General features: G+C 66.0%; 17 protein-coding genes and 1 pseudogene. 8 read left to right on the plus strand and 10 right to left on the minus strand.

From position 1 onward, the window contains the following. Window positions 1–16: 16 nt before the first annotated feature. Complete coding sequence (gene gspF, locus ACFZAI_RS22270; protein ID WP_391568952.1) at window positions 17–1,222, minus strand: type II secretion system inner membrane protein GspF; 1,206 nt, start codon at window positions 1,220–1,222, stop codon at window positions 17–19. A 201-nt stretch (window positions 1,223–1,423) separates the two neighbouring features. Between gspF and gspD the strand changes: the two genes are divergently transcribed. Beyond that, the gene (gene gspD, locus ACFZAI_RS22275; RefSeq protein ID WP_391568953.1) at window positions 1,424–3,802 is read left to right on the plus strand and encodes a type II secretion system secretin GspD; all 2,379 of its coding nucleotides are present in this window, start codon (window positions 1,424–1,426) and stop codon (window positions 3,800–3,802) included. Continuing rightward, the gene (gene gspE / locus ACFZAI_RS22280) at window positions 3,799–5,226 is read left to right on the plus strand and encodes a type II secretion system ATPase GspE (protein ID WP_391568954.1); all 1,428 of its coding nucleotides are present in this window, start codon (window positions 3,799–3,801) and stop codon (window positions 5,224–5,226) included. Before gspD ends, gspE begins: the two co-directional genes overlap by 4 nt. A gap of 40 nt (window positions 5,227–5,266) precedes the next feature. Here gspE and ACFZAI_RS22285 read toward each other — a convergent pair whose 3' ends face one another. From ACFZAI_RS22285 to gspG, 8 genes are read right to left on the minus strand one after another with little or no spacing between them, the layout of a single operon-like run. Then, window positions 5,267–6,025, minus strand: coding sequence for a type II secretion system protein N (locus ACFZAI_RS22285; RefSeq protein ID WP_391568955.1), 759 nt, complete (start codon window positions 6,023–6,025; stop codon window positions 5,267–5,269). Then, window positions 6,025–6,630: a type II secretion system protein GspM gene (gspM, locus tag ACFZAI_RS22290; protein WP_391568956.1), complete on the minus strand. Its 606-nt coding sequence runs from the start codon at window positions 6,628–6,630 to the stop codon at window positions 6,025–6,027. Before gspM ends, ACFZAI_RS22285 begins: the two co-directional genes overlap by 1 nt. Beyond that, on the minus strand, window positions 6,627–7,619 hold the full coding sequence (gspL, locus tag ACFZAI_RS22295) for a type II secretion system protein GspL (RefSeq protein WP_391568957.1): 993 nt from the start codon (window positions 7,617–7,619) through the stop codon (window positions 6,627–6,629). The genes gspM and gspL overlap by 4 nt, the downstream gene beginning before the upstream one ends. Next, a complete protein-coding gene (gspK, locus tag ACFZAI_RS22300; RefSeq protein ID WP_391568958.1) occupies window positions 7,616–8,593 on the minus strand; it encodes a type II secretion system minor pseudopilin GspK in 978 nt (325 codons plus the stop codon). Before gspK ends, gspL begins: the two co-directional genes overlap by 4 nt. Continuing rightward, window positions 8,590–9,216 carry a type II secretion system protein J gene (locus ACFZAI_RS22305; RefSeq protein ID WP_391568959.1) on the minus strand — a complete coding sequence of 209 codons (627 nt, stop codon included), beginning with the start codon at window positions 9,214–9,216 and terminating at the stop codon, window positions 8,590–8,592. The genes gspK and ACFZAI_RS22305 overlap by 4 nt, the downstream gene beginning before the upstream one ends. After that, window positions 9,213–9,614: a type II secretion system minor pseudopilin GspI gene (gspI, locus tag ACFZAI_RS22310; RefSeq protein ID WP_391568960.1), complete on the minus strand. Its 402-nt coding sequence runs from the start codon at window positions 9,612–9,614 to the stop codon at window positions 9,213–9,215. Before gspI ends, ACFZAI_RS22305 begins: the two co-directional genes overlap by 4 nt. After that, window positions 9,601–10,089, minus strand: coding sequence for a type II secretion system minor pseudopilin GspH (gene gspH / locus ACFZAI_RS22315; RefSeq protein ID WP_391568961.1), 489 nt, complete (start codon window positions 10,087–10,089; stop codon window positions 9,601–9,603). Before gspH ends, gspI begins: the two co-directional genes overlap by 14 nt. Beyond that, complete coding sequence (gene gspG, locus ACFZAI_RS22320; protein ID WP_035214085.1) at window positions 10,061–10,489, minus strand: type II secretion system major pseudopilin GspG; 429 nt, start codon at window positions 10,487–10,489, stop codon at window positions 10,061–10,063. The genes gspH and gspG overlap by 29 nt, the downstream gene beginning before the upstream one ends. 283 nt (window positions 10,490–10,772) lie before the next feature. Between gspG and ACFZAI_RS22325 the strand changes: the two genes are divergently transcribed. From ACFZAI_RS22325 to ACFZAI_RS22340, 4 genes and pseudogenes are all read left to right on the plus strand, one after another. After that, entirely contained in the window at window positions 10,773–11,276 is a 504-nt protein-coding gene (locus ACFZAI_RS22325; RefSeq protein WP_391568962.1) for a hypothetical protein, read from the plus strand. 3 nt (window positions 11,277–11,279) lie between these two features. Further along, window positions 11,280–11,570: a hypothetical protein gene (locus ACFZAI_RS22330; RefSeq protein WP_391568963.1), complete on the plus strand. Its 291-nt coding sequence runs from the start codon at window positions 11,280–11,282 to the stop codon at window positions 11,568–11,570. 87 nt (window positions 11,571–11,657) lie between these two features. Continuing rightward, window positions 11,658–11,819: a hypothetical protein gene (locus tag ACFZAI_RS22335; protein WP_006218955.1), complete on the plus strand. Its 162-nt coding sequence runs from the start codon at window positions 11,658–11,660 to the stop codon at window positions 11,817–11,819. Window positions 11,820–11,869: 50 nt separating this feature from the next. Next, window positions 11,870–11,953 (plus strand): annotated as a pseudogene (locus tag ACFZAI_RS22340) (hypothetical protein); the annotation flags it as partial. Window positions 11,954–12,004: 51 nt separating this feature from the next. On the opposite strand, the gene ACFZAI_RS22345 reads toward ACFZAI_RS22340, so the two are convergent. Next, window positions 12,005–12,451, minus strand: coding sequence for a hypothetical protein (locus ACFZAI_RS22345; protein ID WP_391568964.1), 447 nt, complete (start codon window positions 12,449–12,451; stop codon window positions 12,005–12,007). Window positions 12,452–12,713: 262 nt separating this feature from the next. Between ACFZAI_RS22345 and ACFZAI_RS22350 the strand changes: the two genes are divergently transcribed. Both ACFZAI_RS22350 and ACFZAI_RS22355 read left to right on the plus strand, forming a co-directional pair. Further along, window positions 12,714–14,693 (plus strand): PhoX family protein, encoded by a 1,980-nt coding sequence (locus ACFZAI_RS22350; protein ID WP_391568965.1) that lies wholly within the window; start codon window positions 12,714–12,716, stop codon window positions 14,691–14,693. 304 nt (window positions 14,694–14,997) lie between these two features. After that, entirely contained in the window at window positions 14,998–16,989 is a 1,992-nt protein-coding gene (locus ACFZAI_RS22355) for a PhoX family protein (RefSeq protein ID WP_391568966.1), read from the plus strand. Window positions 16,990–17,003 lie beyond the last annotated feature (14 nt).

Genomic DNA, 17,003 nt, shown 5'->3' on the forward strand with positions numbered 1-17,003 from the left:
GAGCGCCTTCGTACTTCTAGCGGATGAGCTGGTTCATTTCCAGAATCGGCATCATCACCGCCAGCACGATCAGCAGCACAAAGCCGCCCATCAGCAGGATCAGCGCGGGCTCCAGCAGCGCCGTCATCGCCATGGCGCGCCGTTCCAGATCGCGCGACAGGTTCTGCGCGCCGCGGTCCAGCAGCTCGGGCAAGCGGCCGGTTTTTTCGCCGCTGGCAATCAAATGCACCAGCAACGACGGGAACACTTTCTGCGCACCCAATGACGCCGACAGCGCCGCGCCTTCGCGCACGCGCGCCGATGCTTCGTCCACCGCCAGGCGCAGCACATCGTTGCCCAAGGTGCGGCGCGCGGCTTCCAGCGCAGTCAACAAGGCGACGCCGCTGCCGCACAAGATGGCCAGCGTGGAGGCAAAGCGCGCGGCGTTCACGCCCAAAACAAAGCGCCCCGCCAACGGCAGCTTCAGCACGCGCGCATGCCAGGCGCGCCGTGCGGCAGGCGCCCGCAACGTATAGCGCCACAGCGCAATGGCCACCACCAGCGCCACGCCCGTCACCGCGCCCCATTCGCGCACGTAGTCCGACAGCCCCAGCATCACGCGGGTCAGCAAAGGCAGTTGCTGCTTGGCGTGGTTGAACGCGGACACCACCTGCGGCACCACATAGCCCAACAGAAAAATCACGATGATGACCGACACGCTCGCCACCACCGCAGGGTAGATGAATGCCGTCATCACCTTGCTGCGCAAGGTGTTGCGTTCTTCGATGTAGTCGGCCAGCTTTTCCATCACTTGCGCCAGGTCGCCGGACTCTTCGCCCGCGCCGATCAGCGCGCGATAAATCTCGGGAAAGTCACGCGGCCGGGCGGCCAGCGCGGTCGACAAGCGATGGCCGGCCCGCACGTCGTCGCGCACGCTGCCCAGCGTGGCGGCGATATGTTTTTTTTCGGCTTGCTCCAGCGTGGCCGACAGCGCGGCATCCAAGGGCAGGCGCGCGGCCAGCAGGCTGGCCAGCTGACGCGTCAGCCACGCCAGGTCGGCGTCGGACAAGCGGGTGCGCAGGCTGGCGCCCAGGCCTTCCGCGCGCGCCGCCAATGCCGTGGACAAGGGCAACAAGCCACGGCCGCGCAACTGGTTGCGGGCGCCGCGTTCGGTGTCGGCATCTATCGTGCCGCGCACGATTTTGCCTAACGCGTCGGTGGCTTCGTATCGAAAGGAAGGCATGGTGAAAGCAGGGGCCGCGCGGATGCAAAACGCATCAGAAAAATGCAAATGCAAAACGCGCAAGAGCCCCGAATTTAAAGGGTTTCAAGCCGATATGTTGCATGTCAAATATGACCGTAGTGTTGCACTGTCACCCCGTATACTCCGACGCGCTTTCACGTTTTTTCACACGATTTCACGTCTCCAGGCACCTACCTCGTCATGCGTCACATCGCGCAATTCAGCCTTGCAGTCTTGCTTGCGGCAAGCCAAATCGGACCGGCAATCAGCACGGCCCATGCTCAACAGGCGGACAACCGTGTCAGCCTGAATTTCGTCGACACCGACATCCCCGCCGTGCTGCGCGCGTTGTCGCTGTTCACGCAGCGCAACTTCCTGGTGGACCCGCGCGTCAAGGGCAAGCTCACGCTGGTGTCGGACCGGCCCGTGGATAGTGGGCAGGCCTTGTCGATGCTGACGGGTGCGCTGCGCTTGCAGGGCTTCGCCATCGTTGATGTGGATGGCGTGACGCGCGTGGTGCCTGAAGCCGACGCCAAGCTGCAAGGCAGCGCGGTGGTGGGCAACACGCGGCCGGCGACGAGCGTGGGCGGCGCGCCTGCGGGGGGCGCTGCGCGCGGGCCGGTGCCGGTGTCGGCATTTGCCAAAGGCGGCGGCAACAGCGGCGAAATGCTGACGCGCGTGTTCCCCTTGAAGTACGAGAACGCGGCGAACCTCGTGCCTGTGCTGCGCCCGATGGTGCCGCCGAACAACCCCATCAACGCGTATCCCGGCAACAACACGCTGGTGGTGACGGACTACGCCGATAACCTGGAACGCATCGCGCAGGTCATCGCGCGCATCGACGTGCCCAGTTCGATCGACACGGACGTGGTGCCGGTGCAGTCCGGCATTGCCACCGACATTGCGATTCTGGCGTCGCAATTGCTGGACACGCAAAGCAGCGACCCCACGCAGCGTATTGCGGTGGTAGCCGACCCGCGCAGCAACAGCGTGCTGGTGCGGTCGGGCAGCCCGGCGCGCACGCGTTTGGCGCGCGACCTGATCATGAAGCTGGACGCGCAGCAGAACCGCGCGGGCAATCTGCACGTGGTGTACATGCGCAACGCTCAGGCCACGCGCATCGCCGAAGTGCTGGGTGGCTTGCTGACGGGGCAGGCGAATTCGGCCCCGGGCGCGACGGGCGGCGCAAGCGGCGGCACGGGCGGCGCCCAAGGCGGCGCGCGCACACAGAACACGTCGGCCACCAGCACGCAGCCGGGGCAGGGCATGTCCGGCGCGACGGGCTCGTCCAAGGGCGGCTTGTCGGGCGAGCAAGAGCGCATTGCGCGTGAAGACAACAGCACGCAGGCCGTGTCGTATTCGGCGGGCGGGGCCACCATTCAGGCCGACCCCTCCACCAATTCGCTGATCATCTCGGCGCCGGAACCGCTGTACCGCAGCTTGCGTGAAGTGATCGACCAGCTGGACCAGCGCCGCGCGCAGGTGCTGGTGGAAAGCTTGATCGTGGAAGTCAGCGAAGAAAAGGCCGCGGAATTCGGCATCCAGTGGATGACCGGCGCGGGCAATATCAACAGCAACGGCACCAGCTTCATCGGCGGCACGAACCTGGGCGGCAGCGGCATCACCGGCACCGGCCCGACGTCGATTGACGCCCTCGGCGGCGGCTTGAGCCTGGGCGTGGTCAAGGGCACGGTGGATGTGCTGGGCAACAAGGTGATCAACCTGGGCGTGCTGGCGCGCGCCATGCAGAACACGGGCGAAGCCAACATCCTGTCCACGCCGAACCTGCTGACGCTGGACAACCAGTCGGCCAGCATCCTGGTGGGCAAGACGGTGCCGTTCGTGACGGGCCAGTACGTAACGTCGGGCAGCAACGGCAGTTCGAATCCGTTCCAGACGATCGAACGCGAAGACGTGGGCCTGAAGCTGAACATTCGTCCGCAGATTTCGGAAGGCGGTGCGGTGAAGCTCGACATCTATCAGGAAGTCAGCAGCATCGATGAAAGCCGTTCCAATTCCACCACCGGCATCGTGACCAATAAGCGCGCCATCGACACCAGCGTGTTGATCGACGACGGCCAGATCATCGTGCTGGGCGGCCTGCTGGAAGAGAACGTGACGCTCACGTCCAACAGTGTGCCGGGCTTGGGTTCGCTGCCGGTGATTGGTTCGCTGTTCCGCTACGACACGCGCAAGCGCACGAAGACCAACCTGATGGTGTTCCTGCGCCCCTACGTGGTGCGCGACGCGAACCGCAGCGCCAGCGTCACGATGGACCGCTACGACTACATGCGCCGCGCGCAAGCCGCGGTGCAGCCGGGCGAACACTGGGCGCTGCCCGACATGCAGGCGCCGATGCTGCCCACGCCGGGTTCCGCGCCGACGGTATCGAACAATGCCTATGACCTGCGCCCCGAGCAGCAGGCGGCCACGCTGCGCCGTCCGCCGCCCGCCACCGTGGAATCGTTTGCGGTGCGGCAGTATCCCAGCATGACGCCCCAGCGTTCCGCATCGGCGCCCATCCGCGTGTCGCAATCGCTTGTGCACAGCGTGGCGGTGGACCCCGAGTCGCTGCTATGAGCGCGCATCCCTTGCCCTATGCCTGGGCCCGCGCCCAGCGCGCCGTGCTGTCGCTGCGCGCGGGGCAGGCGCAGTTGACGGTCAGCCCGCGCACGCCGGAATGGGCGGTGCGCGAGATTCGACGCTGCCATGGCGACGTCGCGCTGGCGCAGGTGGATGACGAGGCGCTGGAAACCTTGCTGACCGCCGCGTACAGCCATTCCGAAGACGCCGCATCGGTCATGGGTGTGGCGGAAAACGAGATCGACCTGGACCGCTTGTTGCAGGACATGCCCGAAGTGGCCGACCTGCTGGAAGCGCAGGACGACGCGCCCGTCATCCGCATGATCAACGCGCTGTTCGCCCAGGCCGCGCGCGATGGCGCCAGCGATATTCACATCGAGCCTTTTGAGACGCACTCGGTGGTGCGTTACCGCGTGGATGGCACCTTGCGCGACGTGGTGTCGCCGCGTAAGGCGCTGCACGCCGCGCTGATTTCGCGCATCAAGATCATGGCGCATCTGGACATCGCCGAAAAACGCTTGCCGCAAGACGGCCGCATTGCGCTGCGCGTGGGCGGCCGGCCGATTGATGTGCGTGTGTCGACGTTACCCACCGGCCACGGCGAACGCGCGGTGTTGCGTTTGCTGGACAAGGAAGCCGGGCGTTTGCAGCTAGAGCGGCTGGGGATGTGCCCCACGGTGCTGACGCAGCTGGATCGCCTGATCCGGCAGCCGCACGGCATTGTGCTGGTGACCGGCCCGACCGGCAGCGGCAAGACCACCACGCTGTACGCGGCGTTAAGCCGTCTGGATGCGGCAACGAGCAACATCCTGACGGTGGAAGACCCCATCGAATACGACTTGCCGGGCATCAGCCAGACGCAGGTCAACGCCAAGATCGACATGAGCTTTGCGCTGGCCCTGCGCGCCATTTTGCGGCAAGACCCGGACGTGATCATGATCGGCGAAATCCGCGATCTTGAAACGGCGCAGATTGCGGTGCAGGCGTCCTTGACGGGCCACTTGGTGCTGGCCACGCTGCACACCAACGACGCCGTGTCCGCCGTGACGCGGTTGACGGACATGGGGGTTGAACCTTTCCTGCTGGCCTCGTCCTTGCTGGGCGTGCTGGCGCAGCGGCTGGTGCGCAAGCTGTGTCCGGAATGCAAGAAGCCGTCGATGCAGGATGGCATGCGCGTGTTTCATCCGGTGGGTTGCCCCACCTGCAACCACACGGGCTATAGCGGGCGTTCGGGCATCCACGAGCTGTTCACGGTGGATGACGAGGCCCGCAGGCTGATCCACGAAGGGCGCGACGAACGCGAGCTGCGCCTGGCCGCCACGGCGGCCGGCATGCGCACCATGCGGCAAGACGGCCAGCGCTGGGTGGAAGGCGGGCAGACCTCGCCCGAGGAAATCGTGCGCGTCACGCGCGACGCGTAGCGCCGCGTCAGCAGGCCGCTATCGTGACGGCGGCGCCGGCCTATTTGCCGGTGCCGAACGTTACGGTGTCGCCCGAACGGCGGCCCAACGTAGACATCAATCCATCCAGCGCCGCCCGTTGCGCGTCGTTGGCTGACGCCGCGTAGGTCGCCTGGCCTTCGAAGCTGACGCCGCGTGCACCCGCATTGCCTTGCCCCGTTACGGTCAACAGCCCGCTTTCGGTGCTGAGCGCCAGCGTCGCCCCTGCCTTGCCCGCACCTTGCACGCGCAGCAGATAAGTGCCAACGGGCGTGACAGAGGTCAGCGCGGTGCCGGCGTTGCGCCAGCGCAGGTCGGCAAGGGGGCCAGCGGGTAAGTCACCCCCCAGCCGCAATGCCTGCCAGTTGATTTCCAGCATGCCTTCGGGCGCCAGCGTATTCCACGGCGCGCCCAGCGCCGGCAACACGGACGCGGGCACGCGCAACGACTGCGCCGGCACCGACAGGCCATTCCAGCTGACGCGCGCACGCAGCGGCCCTTGCAGCCAAGGGTGCGTGAATTCCAGCGCCATCGTGTCCCAACGCCATTGCCACTGCACGGCTTGCGGCAGCACGCGCTGCGCGCCTTGGGGGCCGAGCGCAATCCAGGCGCTGCCGCGCCATAAGGTGCCGCTGGCATCGGCCAGCGCCACGACCGATGCGTCTGATTGCAGCGCCAGCAGCCAGCGCGCGGGCAGCACGCTGACGCCAGCCGCCACGGCGCACGCCGCGCCCGCCAGCCAGAGCGCGGCGGCGCGTTTGTTCAAACGGGGCAACGGCATCAGCGGGCTCCTGCCTTGGCGGGCAGCGCCAGCGTGATCTGGCCATTGACCAGCCCGGGCAGCGGCCGGCCATTGGGATTGGCGGCGCGTGTCAGCGCCACGTTCTGCGTGGCCAGGCCCCAATCGCGGCCCGCGCCATCCAGCCAGCGCAGCAGCGCGGAAGAGGGCGCCTGGTTCAGTGTCAGTTGCACGCCCGTGCCGGATTCCGCTTGCGCCAGCGTCCACATGCCCGCGGGCAGCCCGGCGCGTTCCAGGCTGGCGCCAAGCTCGGCGGGGGACGGCATCGAGGCGGACGGCGCCGCCGAGCGCTGGCGCAATGTGCGCGCCTGGGTGGTCAGGTCGGCCACGGTGGCGGCCTGGCCGCGCAGCACAGGCAGTTCGGCCTGAAGCTTGCGCATCGTGTTCAGGGGCGGGTCGATCAGCGTTACGAACACCACCGCGGCGCCCAGCAGCGCAGCGGCGCCCGTCACCAGGCGCCGTTCGCGCGGCGCCAGGGCCTGATACCGCTGACGCGCGCGGGCAAGCGCGGGGTCGATGGGCTTGCGCAGGGATTGCCAGGCCGCTTGCAGGCGCAAGATCGAAGATTGAAAACGTAGCGATGTCATGGTTGCTTGCGCAGGATGCGCCAAGTGTTGTCGGTGTCACCCCGTTCCAGCTTTAAGCCGAGGGCGGCGGCTTGCTGGATCAGCGCGGGGGTTTCGGCGACGCGTTGGGCGTTGTCGCCGGCGTCCGCCAGTTGCAGGGTCAGCGCCTGATCGGCGTAAGTCAGCTTTGCAACCTTGTCGGCTGCGAACGGCAACGTTTGCGCGGCGGCGCGCGCCAGCGGCAGGAAGTCCGCCGCGCTGGCGGCGCCCCGATTGGCTTGCAGCGCGTCCAAGCCTTGCTGCGCCTGACGCGGCGGGTCCAACACCACAGGCAGGTCAGGAAAGGCGGCCAGCACCTGCTGGCGCATGCCGGCTTTCAACGCGTCGGCTTCGGCGTTCAGCTGAGAGGCATGAATGTTCAGCCCCGCGATCCAGACCACTGCCGCCGCCGCGCCCCAGCGCCACACCGGCCGCCAGCGCGACACGCGGGCGGGCGCCAGCTGCGGCATCGCAAGCGACCACGATGGCGACGGCGCTTGCCAGCGCGGGTCGGCCGGATCGCGTAGCGCAAGCGATGACGTGGGCGCCAGCGTTTGCGGCGCAATCAACGCGTGGGCGCGCAGGCCATGCGCGTTCAGCAGGCCCCAGGCGCGGCGCACGGGCTCGCGCGGCGACCAGGCCAGCGCCACGCTGCCATCGGCGGCGCGTGGGCCAAAGCCGATCGCCAACGCATCCAGGTCGCTCAACACCAGCGGTTCCAGCGCACTGTGCACCGCCGCGGCGTAGCGGGCGCGGGCCACGGCGGGAATCTGCACCGTCGTGGCGATGACATCGGCGGGATGCAACACCGCTTCGCACGCGGCGTTGGGATAGGCGTTGCCCAACGCGCGCAAGGTCAGCTCGCCTTGCTGCGCGCAACGGCCGCGCCGGTCGAACCAGGCAAAGGGTAGGGGCGAGTCGGCGGTGAACTCGTCCAAGGCGGGAAGCGCAATGCGCAGGGAATTCTTCAAGGGTTCTCTCTTGTCCAGATCGTGTCGGGCGCGGCGGGCGGGGCGCTGCGCACCAGGGCTTGCATGGACACCCGGGCGCGTTCGTAGACCACGGTGCCGCTGGCCATGAACCAGCCGCTGGCGGTGGTGACGGCGGGCGCGGCCCCTTCCACACCCGTGCCAGCCAGCCGGTTGGCGAAGTCGCCGGCGTTGTTGAACCAGTTGCCGCGGTCGCGCTCGCCGGTCATCGCGCGCGCCTGGGCCAGCGACAGGCCAGGCACCAGCGCCGCGATGACTTCGGCGGGCGCGGTGTTGACGTTGACGCTGGTGGCGGTGGGCAGCACGGTCATCGTGCGGCGCATTTCATTGCGTACCGGCGTGTCCAGGCCCAGCTGCGCGGCGATTTCATCCACGCCGCGCGGCAGCGGCGCGCGCGCATCGGGCGTGGCGGAGGGTTGGCCGTTGGTGGATGAGGGCGCGTCCGCCGCCAGCGCAGGCGGCTGGGCGGCGGCGATGAGGTCGATCAGTTGGGCGGCCAGCGTGTCGGGCAGCTGCTGCACATTCAGCAAGCGGCGCAGCACCTTTTCCTGCTCGGGCTGCGGCACGCCGTTGCGCGCCAGATTGCTCAGGTTGTACTTGCCTTGCTCGTCCTGCACGCGGCCCGAGAACACGGCCACGCGGTCGTCGCCCGGCCGCTCGATGCGGGTGTCGAGCACGGGCGTTGCCCAGATCTGATCGCCGCGCGTCGTGGATTCGCGCTTGCCGTGGTCGCGGATGACCAGGCGCGCCCAGTCGATGCCGCCCGCCAGCATCACGCGCGCCTGCACACGCGACAGCTCGTTTTCCATGCGCCGGGTGCTGGCGGTCTGGCGCTGGAACAGGCTGGTCGTCAGCGCGGCCACGATGGCCACGATGATCAGCGCGCTGATGACCGCGGCGCCACGCTCGCGGAGCGAGGGGGGGTGTGATGCTGAGCGCGATGATTTGCGCGTCATGGCAGCTCCAGGATGCGCGTGTAGCGTTGCGGCGCCGCGGCCGCGCCGCGCTCCAGTGTGATTTCGATGCCGGTGGGCGCGGCGCCAAAGCTGGCGTTGACGTCGACCCAGCCGCTGCCGGGCACCCAGGCGCGCACGCTCAGCACCCGCACGCCCGGCAACAGCAGCACGCCATTCACGGCGGCAGGCAGCGGGCTGCGCGGGGCGGCGGGGCCGCTCGCGCGCCACAAGCCGTCGGCCCGAACCTGCCACTGCACGCGCTGCCACAAGCCGTTGCCATCGGCATCGGGACGCAGCAGTTCCAAGGTCTGGCCGCCGCTGGTTCGCCGCAGCAGACGCAAGCCGCTGGTCAAGGCCAGGGCGTCTTTACCGGGCGAATCAAAACTTGGACCGGTGTAAGACAGCTCTACATCGCGCGCCATCTGCCCCAGCGTGCGCACGATGGCGTCGGTGTCTTCAGCCTGCTGTTCGATCCAATCGCGTGCGTTGGACACACTGGCCAGCCCGCGCCAGGCCAGCAGGCTTACCAGCGCCATCAGCGCCAGCGCCACCAGCACTTCAATCAGCGTAAAGCCGCCCTGCGCACGGCGGGCGGGAGTGGGGCGCGCAGAGGGCATCGTCATCGCAGGCTGGACAGCAGCCCGTCCAGTTGCAGCAGCACGGCGTCGGGCCGGGGCGCGGCCGTGTCATGCACATTCACCGATACCTGACGGAAGCTGCGGTTCATGGAATTGGTGAAAACCAATTCGCATTGCAGCGCGCGCCCGCCTTGCGGGCAAGGCACCGTCTGCGTACCGGCGCGCGGCAGGCTTTGCTCCAGCCGCAGCTGCGTAAGCGCGTTCTGCGCGGCCAGCAACGCCAGCGTCTTGTCCTGCAAGGCGCGATTGTTGGCCGACATCACGCCTGTCGCGCGCAACGCGGCCGCCATCGCAACGGCAATGATGGCAAGCGCCACCAGCACTTCAATCAGGGTGAAGCCACGCTGGCGATCAGCGGGGCGGAGCGATTCAGCGGATGTCATAGCGGCCGGAGGCGTCGCGTTGCAAAGTGACGGTGGCGTCCCCCGCGCGCAGGGTCAGCGTGATCGGGTCGGCCACCCATTCGGTGTTGAAGACAAGCGGGCGGTCGGGCGCAAGGCGCAGTTGCACCGCACCCGCCTGCCAGGATTGCGGGCGCAGCATCTCGTCCTGTTCCAGGCGGTCAAGCGGCACGGGCACGTCTTCCTGCGCGCTGGGGCCGGGCAAGCGGCCCGCGCGTTCGAACGACCAGCCCTCGCCATTGGCCAGCCAGCGGATGGCGCGTCCATCGCTGCGGGCTTCGCTCTGCGCCACGGTGAACGCGTCCGCCAAGCGCTGCGCGTCGGCCCGCAAGCCGTTGTCGCGCTTGCCGATGGACAGGCTCACCATGCTGGCGGCGATGGCCACAATCACCAACACCACCAGCACTTCAACCAGCGTGAAGCCGCGCTCAGAGTTCCCAGGAACCGATGTCGGCATCGCCGTTTTCGCCCCCGGGCTTGTTGTCGGCGCCGAACGAGAACACATCGATATCGCCCTTCACGCCGGGGCTCAGGTACTGATACGGATGACCCCAGGGGTCGTTGGGCAGCTTGTCCAGATAGCCGCGCCAGTTGTTCGCGCCATCCGGCTTTTCCGCCAGCGCGCGCAGGCCCTGCGCGGTGGTCGGGTAGCGCCCGTTATCCAGCCGGTACAGCTTGAGCGCCTGCATGATGCCCGCGATATCCTGGCGCGCGGCCACCTGCCGGGCCTGATCGGGGCGGTCGAGCACGCGCGGCACAATCAAGGCCGCCAGAATCCCCATGATCACAATCACCACCATGATCTCGATCAGGGTGAAACCTTGCTGGCGGGCAAGCCCGCGCGGTAACTGACGCACTTTACAACTCCGCTCTTTCGGTAGAAGCACGGAATTGTGGACATGAAATATGACAGTAATGCTTGCGGTAGCGCGGCTCCAAGGGATGTTGGAAGGATTTTCTGGTCCGGGGTGTAGTGGGTTGGCTTTCTAATTGGGGACGTTGAAAGTCATCACGAGCCGTGGAGTGTCGGAAAGGTCACGGCTTGCGGCTTCCCACAACTAGTGGGCACTTCGGCTTTGTGTCTATACTTTCTTCATGTTTTTTCACGGCTGCCAAAAGGCCGGCAACAAGGAAGCGGACATGCGTTCCATCATTTCCCATATTGGGTTGGTCGCTTTCATCGTAGAAGGCGCTAAAACCGAGAGCAGCCGTTCTCTGCATCTGCTTCGCGCAATCGAAGACACCGTGGCCGGCAACGAAGTGCTGGCAAACACCTTTGAATCCATTTCCAAGAACGCGGCTGATGTGGCGCACGCCATCTGTAATCAACCCGATCAAGAACGCCGGGCGCTCGACCCTGAGGGCGCCATCCAAGGCGCATTTGACGCCGCGCTGGATGCGGTGGCCGAGCTTGGACGTGCGCTGGAGGCCAAACGCATGGCGGCTGCGGCCGATTTGCAACTGCGGGACGGTGATGGCGTGGTGGAATCCTTTGCCAAGGCCATCAGTCAGGTGAAGGACGCGTTTTCCCATTTGCATGACCTCAAATGGGCCGTGATGGAAAACGACGCAGACGTCGCGTCGGTGGTGGCAGGGGAACCCTACGACGATGTGGAGGCGTTCCTCAAGTCGTTGGGTCAATAAGGTTTGGCCGCCATTCGGATCATGTCTCTATCCAGAAAAGAGACGTTCGACCGCGACTTCCGCAAGGCGCCTCCCGAAATCCAGGCTGCGGCAAAAGCCGCCATCCGTGAGTTGGTCCGATATCCCCAGCCGAACAAGCTACGGCTGCATTCGATCACGGGTTGCTTCGATCCGCGCATTCTGAAAATTGACGTGTTGCCGAACAAATCTTGGCAAATCACGTTCGAAATGGACGGGTCCGTCGCCATTCTGCGTCGCTTGGGCACGCATCGGCATATTGACCGGATGCCTTGAACTGTTCGTGTCTGCGCCATCCCAGTTTGCGCAGTTCGGGGCTTTTCCTTGGGGCCTGCTACCATGGCCCTTCTACAAGGAGCGGTAATGGCTACAAAAGAGAAGTCTTCGACTGGTTTGGCGGCGTTGGTTGAAAAGGCGCTTCAACAGAAGAAGCTGGCTGCCGCCACGCAGAAGCCGACGGGGTCATCCCTGTCGAATATGGCGGGACGCAAGCAAATGGGCCGGCCCGCTGGCCGCAAACGCTGATTGCGGATTCGTTGGCAAATTGATGGGCGCTTGAAAGGACGCGCCGTCTGATTCGCCAACACGTAGCGTTCAACAGTGCGTCGTTCAACAGTGCATCGTTCAACAGTGCATCGTTCAACGACTCATCGTTCAACGATTCATCGTTAAACGACTCCTCGTTCAACGACGCAAGGTTCAACCGCACTTCATTCATTCACCTGCGCAATTCCCGCCGGCGCTACCAACGCGGCGGGGGTGGCCAGGCGATTCATTCTTCCCCCTTGTTCCACCGTCACGGCGTCTATGGCGATATCGCGCAGCACGATACCCGGGGCGACTTCATCGCCCGTGCGCCACGCCAATGGCGGGCCGCCGTCCACACTGAGCACCGCCGCGCCATCCGGGCCGGCTGCAATCAAGCCCAGCACGCTGATCTGCGTGCGCATCACTTCGTCTTTGCCGAACCATAACGCCACCGGCGTGTTGTCGGCTGCGCGCGGCGCGCTGGCGGATACCGCAGGCGGCAGCGGGCCGGGGCGGGGAGCCAGCAGGATGGACGCCCACACGCCCACGCCTGCGGCGAAAGCCAGCACGGCAAGGACGCGCAGCGCGGCGGACGCGGAGGGCAGGGCGGGGCGGAAAGACAGCGGCATGGGGCAGCGAGGGCGCAAAAAAGAAAGCGAAAGAGGAAGGCGGAAAGAAGGAGAAGAGAAGGCGAAGAGAAGACGAAAAGAAGACGAAAGGCGACGCGCCCGACTATAGCGGTTGTTCATGACAAGTCCGCGATGGCCTTTTGTTGCGGGATTCAGGTTCTGTACAGCTTTCTGTCATTGGGCTTACACGGCGCTTATCCAGAATGCGGTCACGCTTCGACTGTGATGGTCGGGCACTTATCCGATCCAACTGGGAACCCGCATGCAAGACACGAATCAAGCCAATCGCCGCCGACTCCTGAAAATGCTGGGAGGCGCGCCGATGCTGCCGATTGGCGGCGTCAGCATGGCTGCGCTGCTGGCCGGCTGTAATTCGAGCGATGACGATGATGACTCGTCGCCCTCGCAGCCCAACCCTGATCCCAACACGCCCGTGACGCCCGGAACGCCCGCGACGTTCACGTCCGCCTCGTTCACGCCCATGGCCGCGCCCACGCTGGCCAACCCGGAACTGATGGCGCGCACGACGGTGAGCTCGGCCTTGTCGCTGACGTTCAGCGATGGCTCCAAGCGCACGGTTGAGCTGGGCTACGAGCCGTTCTTCATGACGGGCGATACCGTGCCGGACGGCAAGGGCGGCACGATGGTCGCGGGCGGCTACTTCAACCTGGCGGGCGCGCCCATCATGGACAACTCGGTGCCTGCGAAGGCGCGCCAGTTCTTCTCGAACTGTCCGGATGGCACGTCGCTCCTGGCCCTGTCGGCGCCCACGACGGTGCCCGGCGTTGCCGGCAATGCCGTCTACGCTGTGGTGCAGTTCGAATACCAATCGATGGACCAGGCCGGCAATGACATGTATGGCTTGCTGCCGTCGCCGATTGCCGTGCTGACGCTGTCGCAAGACCCGAACACGGGCAAGCTCAGCCTGGTGAAGTACAGCAACGTGGATACGTCGTCGGTGCATGGCTTGTGGATCACCTGCGGCGCCAGCCTGTCGCCGTGGGGCACGCATTTGTCCAGCGAAGAGTACGAGCCGGACGCCACCACCGCCCGCACCACGCCGTCGTTCCAGACCTACAGCTTGAACGTCTACGGCGACGCCACCAAGGCCAACCCGTACCACTACGGCCATATGCCCGAAGTGACGGTGCTGCCGGATGGCACTGGCACGATCAAGAAGCACTACTGCATGGGCCGCATCTCGCACGAGCTGGTGCAGATGATGCCCGACCAGCGCACCGCGCTGATGGGCGACGACGCCACCAACGGCGGCCTCTTCATGTTTGTGGCCGACCGCAAGGCCGACCTGTCGGCCGGCACGCTGTACGTGGCGCAATGGACGCAGACTTCCGGCACCGGCCCGGGCGCAGGCACCTTGAAGTGGATCAAGCTGGGCCACGCCACCAGCGCCGAAGTCAAGGAACTGGCTGACCAGCTGACGGCCGCCGACATCATGGACGTGCGCACCGTTGACCCGGCTGACGGCTCGTTCACGAAGATCCGCTACAGCGGCAAGGACAACTGGGTGAAGCTGCAACCCGGCCGCCGCCAGGCCGCGGCCTTCCTGGAAACGCACCGCTATGCGGCGATGGTGGGCGGCACGCTGGCCTTCACCAAGATGGAAGGCACCACCGTCAACGCCAAGGACAAGATCGCCTACAGCGCGATGTCGCGTATTGAATCGTCGATGATCGACGGCAAGGTTGCCGGCCTGAAGGTCGAAGCGAACTCCGCAGGCGCCGTGTACCAGCTGCACATGAAGGCGGGCCAGGTGGATACCGACGGCAGCGCGATCGACAGCGAATGGGTGCCGGTGGACATGGGCGCCGTGACCGAGCTGATCGGCAAGCCCTTGGCCACGCCCGATGCGCTGGGCAACACGCACAACGCCGATTTCATCTCGAACCCCGACAACCTGAAGTTCTCGGAAAAGCTGCGCACGCTGTTCGTGGGCGAAGACAGCGGCGGCCACGTGAACAACTTCATGTGGGCGTACAACGTGGACACCAAGGCGTTGTCGCGCCTGCTGTCCTGCCCCGTGGCGGCCGAATCCACCGGCTTGCAGGCGGTGGACGAGATCAACGGCTGGACCTACATCACCAGCAACTTCCAGCACGCGGCCGATTGGGGCAGCGTGCACGCGGTGGTGCGTCCCACGCTGGAACCGCTGGTCAAGGCCAACTACAAGGACGGCTTCGGCGCAGCGGTGGGGTATCTGACGGGCGTGAAGATCGGCGCATAACACCGCACATAACACCGCACCTAACACCGGCACACCGGCCGCGCAACGCGGCCTTGGCCCTTACGGGCTGACGCCGGGATATCAGGGGACCGGCTTGCCGGTCCCCTGATGCATTTTCAGCCAGGACGCTGGCAGGCCGGATGCCGGCAGAGACTCATTACATGCGTGTAACGGCGTACGCCGCCCCGCGGGCCGCCTCCTACACTCGGCGTCGAAGGCCGCGCCGGGGGCGTTCGGCATCGCAGGCGCGGCACGTGTTGTCTCTGTTTTTCACTGTTGATTCGTTACCGCAAGGAGCGTACACATGAAAGATCCAAGCCATCCCGATCGCCGGCGCATTCTCAAGATGCTGGGTGCCGCGCCGATGTTGCCTGTGGGCAGTACGGGCATCGCGGGCATCGCCGCGTTGCTGTCTGGCTGCCCGTCCGCGCCGCCCGCCACTTCGCCGTCTACCGGCCATCAATCCGCCGCGCCGTCTACCGCCCCTCAATCCGCCACCTTCCTGTCCGCCGAATTCATCTCGATGCCCGCGCCCACGCTGGCCGCCCCGCAACAGCTGGCCCGCACGACGGTCGGGTCGGCGATGGACCTGGTGTTCAGCGACGGCTCGCGCCGCCGCGTGCAACTGGGCTACGAAGCGTTCTTCATGACGGGCGATGCCGTGCCCGATGGCCACGGCGGCGCCGTGATTGCGGGCAGCCTCTACGACATTCACGGCGCGCCCATCCTGGACCGCTCGGTGCGCGGCCGTACGCGCCCGTTCTTCTCGGACTGTCCCGATGGCATGTCCCTGCTGACGCTGGACCGCTCCGAAGGCGAAGCCGACGGCGCGACCGGGCCGCCCGCGCGCACCGTGTACGCGGTGGTGCAGTTCGAATACGTAACGCGCAACCAAGCCGGCGCCGACATGTGGGTGCGGCTGCCGTCGCCGATGGCGGTGCTGACCTTGTCGCAAGATCTGTCCAGCGGCAAGCTCAGCCTGGTGAAGTACAGCAATGTGGACACCGCGCCCGTACACGGTTTGTGGAACACCTGCGGCGCCAGCCTATCGCCCTGGAACACGCACTTGTCCAGCGAAGAGTACGAACCTGACGCCACCACGGCGCACGCGTCCGAATCGTTTCGTGACTTCAGCCGCCATGTGTTCGGCGATGCCAAAAAGGCCAACCCCTATCACTACGGCCATCTGCCGGAGGTCACCGTGCATGCCGACGGCACGGGCACCGTCAAGAAACACTATTGCCTGGGGCGTATCTCGCACGAGCTGGTGCAGGTCATGCCCGACCAGCGCACCGCCTTGATGGGCGACGACGCCACCAACGGCGGCCTCTTCATGTTCGTGGCCGACCGCAAGGCGGACTTGTCGTCCGGCACCTTGTACGTGGCGCGCTGGACGCAAACGTCCGGCGTTGGCCCCGGGGCGGCCACGCTCACCTGGATTCGATTGGGCCACGCCACGAGCGATGAGATCGAAGACATGGCCGGCCAGCTTACCGCCGCCGACATCATGGACGTGCGCACGAAAGACCCGTTAAACGCGGCCTACACGCGTATTCGTTTCGACGGCAAAGACAACTGGGTCAAGCTGCATCCTGGCCGCCGGCAAGCCGCTGCCTTTCTGGAAACGCACCGCTACGCGGCGCTGGCAGGCGGCACGCTGGCGTTCTCGAAAATGGAAGGCACGACGGTGAACGCGCGCGACAAAATCGCGTATACGGCCATGTCGCACATCGAATCGTCCATGACCGACGGCACGTCCCCGCACCTGCATGTGGAAGGCCCGGAAGCCGGCGCGGTGTATCAGATGCGCATGATGGCCGGGCAGTCGGACACCGAGGGGCGGGCGATTGCCAGCGATTGGGTGCCTGTGGACATGGCCGCCGTGCCAGAGCTGGTGGGCGAAATGCTGCCGCAGCCTGACGCATTGGGCAACCGGCATCACACCGACCGGGTGTCGAACCCCGACAACCTGAAGTTCTCGGAAACGCTGCGCACGCTGTTCGTGGGCGAAGACAGCATGGGGCGCATCAACAGTTTCCTGTGGGCGTTCAACGTGGATACGCGCGTGTTGTCGCGCGTGCTGGCTTGCCCCGTCGCCGCGGAATCTACCGGCCTGCATGCGGTGGACGAGATCAACGGGTGGACATACATCACCAGCAGTTTTCAGCACACGGCCGACTGGCAACCCGTGCATGCCAAGGTGCGGCCCGCGCTGGAACCGCTGGTGAAGGCCCGCTACCGCGACGGCTTTGGCGCGTCGGTCGGCTATCTAACCGGGGTGAAAATCCAGCCTTGATTCACATGCGCAAG

The sequence above is a fragment of the Achromobacter sp. NPDC008082 genome (assembly GCF_042957345.1).
GTDB lineage: Bacteria > Pseudomonadota > Gammaproteobacteria > Burkholderiales > Burkholderiaceae_B > Achromobacter > Achromobacter kerstersii_A.